The organism is Variovorax sucrosi (assembly GCF_051216635.1).
In the GTDB taxonomy this organism is placed as follows: Bacteria; Pseudomonadota; Gammaproteobacteria; order Burkholderiales; family Burkholderiaceae_C; genus Variovorax.
Map to the genome: position 1 here is coordinate 1 of NZ_JBPJZU010000019.1, position 2,953 is coordinate 2,953.

Annotated in this window: 5 protein-coding genes; all 5 read left to right on the top strand. The window is 60.2% G+C overall.

Annotation, left to right across the window (positions count from 1 at the left end; all coding sequences use genetic code 11):
• Positions 1-391 (top strand): hypothetical protein (locus tag ACSFBE_RS23805; RefSeq protein ID WP_435492873.1); only part of this gene is annotated, 391 nt, incomplete at its 5' end.
• A gap of 41 nt (positions 392-432) precedes the next feature.
• Entirely contained in the window at positions 433-894 is a 462-nt protein-coding gene (locus ACSFBE_RS23810; protein WP_435492874.1) for a DUF4189 domain-containing protein, read from the top strand.
• 118 nt (positions 895-1,012) lie between these two features.
• Positions 1,013-1,555 carry a hypothetical protein gene (locus ACSFBE_RS23815; RefSeq protein WP_435492875.1) on the top strand — a complete coding sequence of 181 codons (543 nt, stop codon included), beginning with the start codon at positions 1,013-1,015 and terminating at the stop codon, positions 1,553-1,555.
• A 28-nt stretch (positions 1,556-1,583) separates the two neighbouring features.
• Complete coding sequence (locus ACSFBE_RS23820; RefSeq protein ID WP_435492876.1) at positions 1,584-2,654, top strand: XVIPCD domain-containing protein; 1,071 nt, start codon at positions 1,584-1,586, stop codon at positions 2,652-2,654.
• 119 nt (positions 2,655-2,773) lie between these two features.
• Positions 2,774-2,953 (top strand): hypothetical protein (locus ACSFBE_RS23825; RefSeq protein WP_435492877.1); only part of this gene is annotated, 180 nt, incomplete at its 3' end.

Consider the following 2,953-nt stretch of genomic DNA (forward strand, 5'->3'; position numbering starts at 1 on the left):
GGGGGTTGCAGGCAGTGCGGGGCTGACGAATCAGGCGATGCAGCAAGGGGACATCGGGTTGTTGATGACGACGTTGCTGATCTCTGCGCCGCCGATGGCGGCGGCGTTCTTTGGGGGGACGATGGGGAGTTTCTCCAGCGTGTCGCAGGTTTCGGCTGGTGCGGGGGCACAGGCCAATGCTTCTGGGATGCCGGGGCAGGCGGGGTATCAGCCGGCGGCGACGACCCAGTCTAAGGCTCCTTATGGTGGTGGCGGTGGAGGTATGGATCAGCGTCAAGTTAGCAGCAACGTCCCCCCCTCGCAATCCGCAACACAGCGGCCTGTTGATGAGATCAAGACAGCTTCCGTTCCTCCGCCCCCGAAGGCGCTCAAGGTCGATGGGGAAGCATGATGAGTACGCTATCGCTAATACGCAGCTTGACGGGGCTGCTAATGGGCGTGTTCGTAAGCTTTGCAGCGCATGCGCAGTGCCCGCCGGGCTCCTACTTGGTTTCCAACCCAACGAACACCTACTGCTTGCCTGAGCCTAACTATCGCCCGCCACAACAGGCACCCCAACAGCCCGCTGTGGTTTGGCAGGATCGATATGGGGCGATTGCAACTGATGGCCCCAATCAGGCAACAGGCTCTTCCGTGAATATGCTCAGCGAAGGCGCTGCACAGAATGCGGCCATCGCCGATTGCAGGGCTAAAGGTGGGGTTAACTGTGTAATTAAGCTTGCTTTCAGCAATGGCTGCGCCGCTGTTGCGACAGGTGACAAAGGCCACGGTGCCTCTGCCCGTCAAACGATTGCTGAAGCCTCATCTGCAGCGCAGAACGATTGCGTTGCTTCAGGCGACACGAACTGCCGCATCTACTACAAGGTTTGCAGCCTACCCGCGCGGATTCAATAGCAACCATGAGGCGCCCTATCGCTGTGCTCTCCGCTTTTCTTGCCATCACCACCAGCGCTTGCTGCCAACGCCCCATGCATAAAGCGGCGGCGATATAGCAATTCGTAGCAAATACTCCATGAACCGCATCGCTTCACTCCTCGCCGCCGCCGCTCTCGGTCTGGTTTGCCCTCATGCCTTTTCGCAGAACGCGCAGGCACCCAGCCTGTGCGCGGCCAACGAAGAGCCGGTGTTCTCCTGCACGCTGCAAGGCCCCAGCCGCAAGATGATTTCGTTGTGCGCCTCACCTGCATCGGCGCAGGGTGAAAGAAGTTTCCACTACCTGTATGGGCGGCATTCGAAAATCGAACTCGAGTATCCGGCGAGCGGAAACGGCAACGAGGCATTCACGTTCACGCGCTTGTTCTATGCCGGCGGCACGTTTGGCTATGCCCACTCCCTCAGCAACGAAGGCTACAGGTACATCCTGTATTCGATCGAAGGCACCAACAACCGCGCGGGCTTGTTGGTGCAGCGCGATGGGCAGCTACGTGCAGTTCGCGATATGGCTTGCCGGCCATCGACGCTGGTGGAGGCGAAGGACACCGAATTAGTACGCATTACATCCGAATGGAAGGCCGACCCAGACATCGAAGCTCACGGCCTGCCAAGCACCCGCTGAAATTTGATTCCTTCAGGGAGAACTCACCATGTCACAACATTCAACCCGGCATGCATCGCACCCGCACCACGCACACCGCGCGGCCCCGTACTCCAAAGAGAACGGCGACTTTGTGTTGCAGGCCGCGCAGGGCGCGGGCATCAAAAATCCGAAGGAGTTGGCCAACTTCATGGGCCAGATGCAGGTGGAGTCGCATGGCTTTACCAAAGCGCACGAAAACCTGCGCTATTCGGGCCACAACGTGTTCAAGGCGCTGCACAAACACCACCCGGAAATGACCCAGGAGGATGCCAGCGCCATTGCGGCGGGTGGCCCAGAGAAGGTGGCGGAAGCCATTTATGGGGGTCGTCGCAATCTAGGCAACACAGAGCCGGGCGACGGGTGGAAGTTTCATGGCCGTGGCTTTGTTCAGTTGACAGGCCGCTACAACTACGAACGCTATGGCAAAGCGCTTGGTCTGGACCTCGTGAACCACCCCGATCTGGCCTCGGAGCCCGCGAACGCGGCCAAGATCGCTGTGCAGTATTGGAAGGAACGCGTGGTGGCGCACGGCCATCAGCACGACGTCACCCGTACCACTGAAGACATCAATGGCGGCCAGAACTCCCTCAAAGAACGCAAGGCCGCCGCCGCCGAGTGGGAAACCAAACTCGCCCACGGCTACAAGCCGGGAGACCCCGAGCTTGGTCAGACGCTTAAGGACAAGCACCATCCCGGCCACACGCTCTACGAGCAGGCGTTGCACAAGTTGCAGAAATGGAATCACGATCACTACATCAAGGTGGATCCCCAGAGCACCGGGAATGCCGCCGCTGCGTTGGCTGTGGAAGCTCATCACCATGGGCTCACGCGGATTGACCATGTGGCGCCCAATGACCGCGGCGACAAACTCATCGCCGTTCAGGGCCAGTTGGGAACAGCGCAGTCGAAGGTGATCGGTGTGGACACGATGGTGGCACTGAACACGCCCATGGCCCAAAGCTCGCAAGCTTTCAACCCGACGCAGCAGACCCAGCAACCGGTTGCCCAACCGGGCCAGCAAGCACAGCAAGCGACACAGCCGGCCCCCACGCAAGAAGCGCCGGCCATGTCTCGCTGAACTGAGGCTACAGGCTAAATCGCCCTTCGACGCCAATGCCCATGAGCACTGCGACACCAATCATCAATTCGATAGCTAACGAACTGTTCAGCGGATGGACCGCGTGGACGAAGACACGCATGCGCAGTCTCGTCGCCGTGGTGCGGTCGCTGAGGGCGCTGTTCGTCGGTGTGCTGCGCACCGCCTGGATCATGGTGCAGGGCTTTCGCATCCTCACCGGCCAGTCGCGCGAGCCGATGATGGGCTTGGTGGTCAATGCCAGTCGCACCACCCTCATCCTGATCGCCGCCTCCACGATG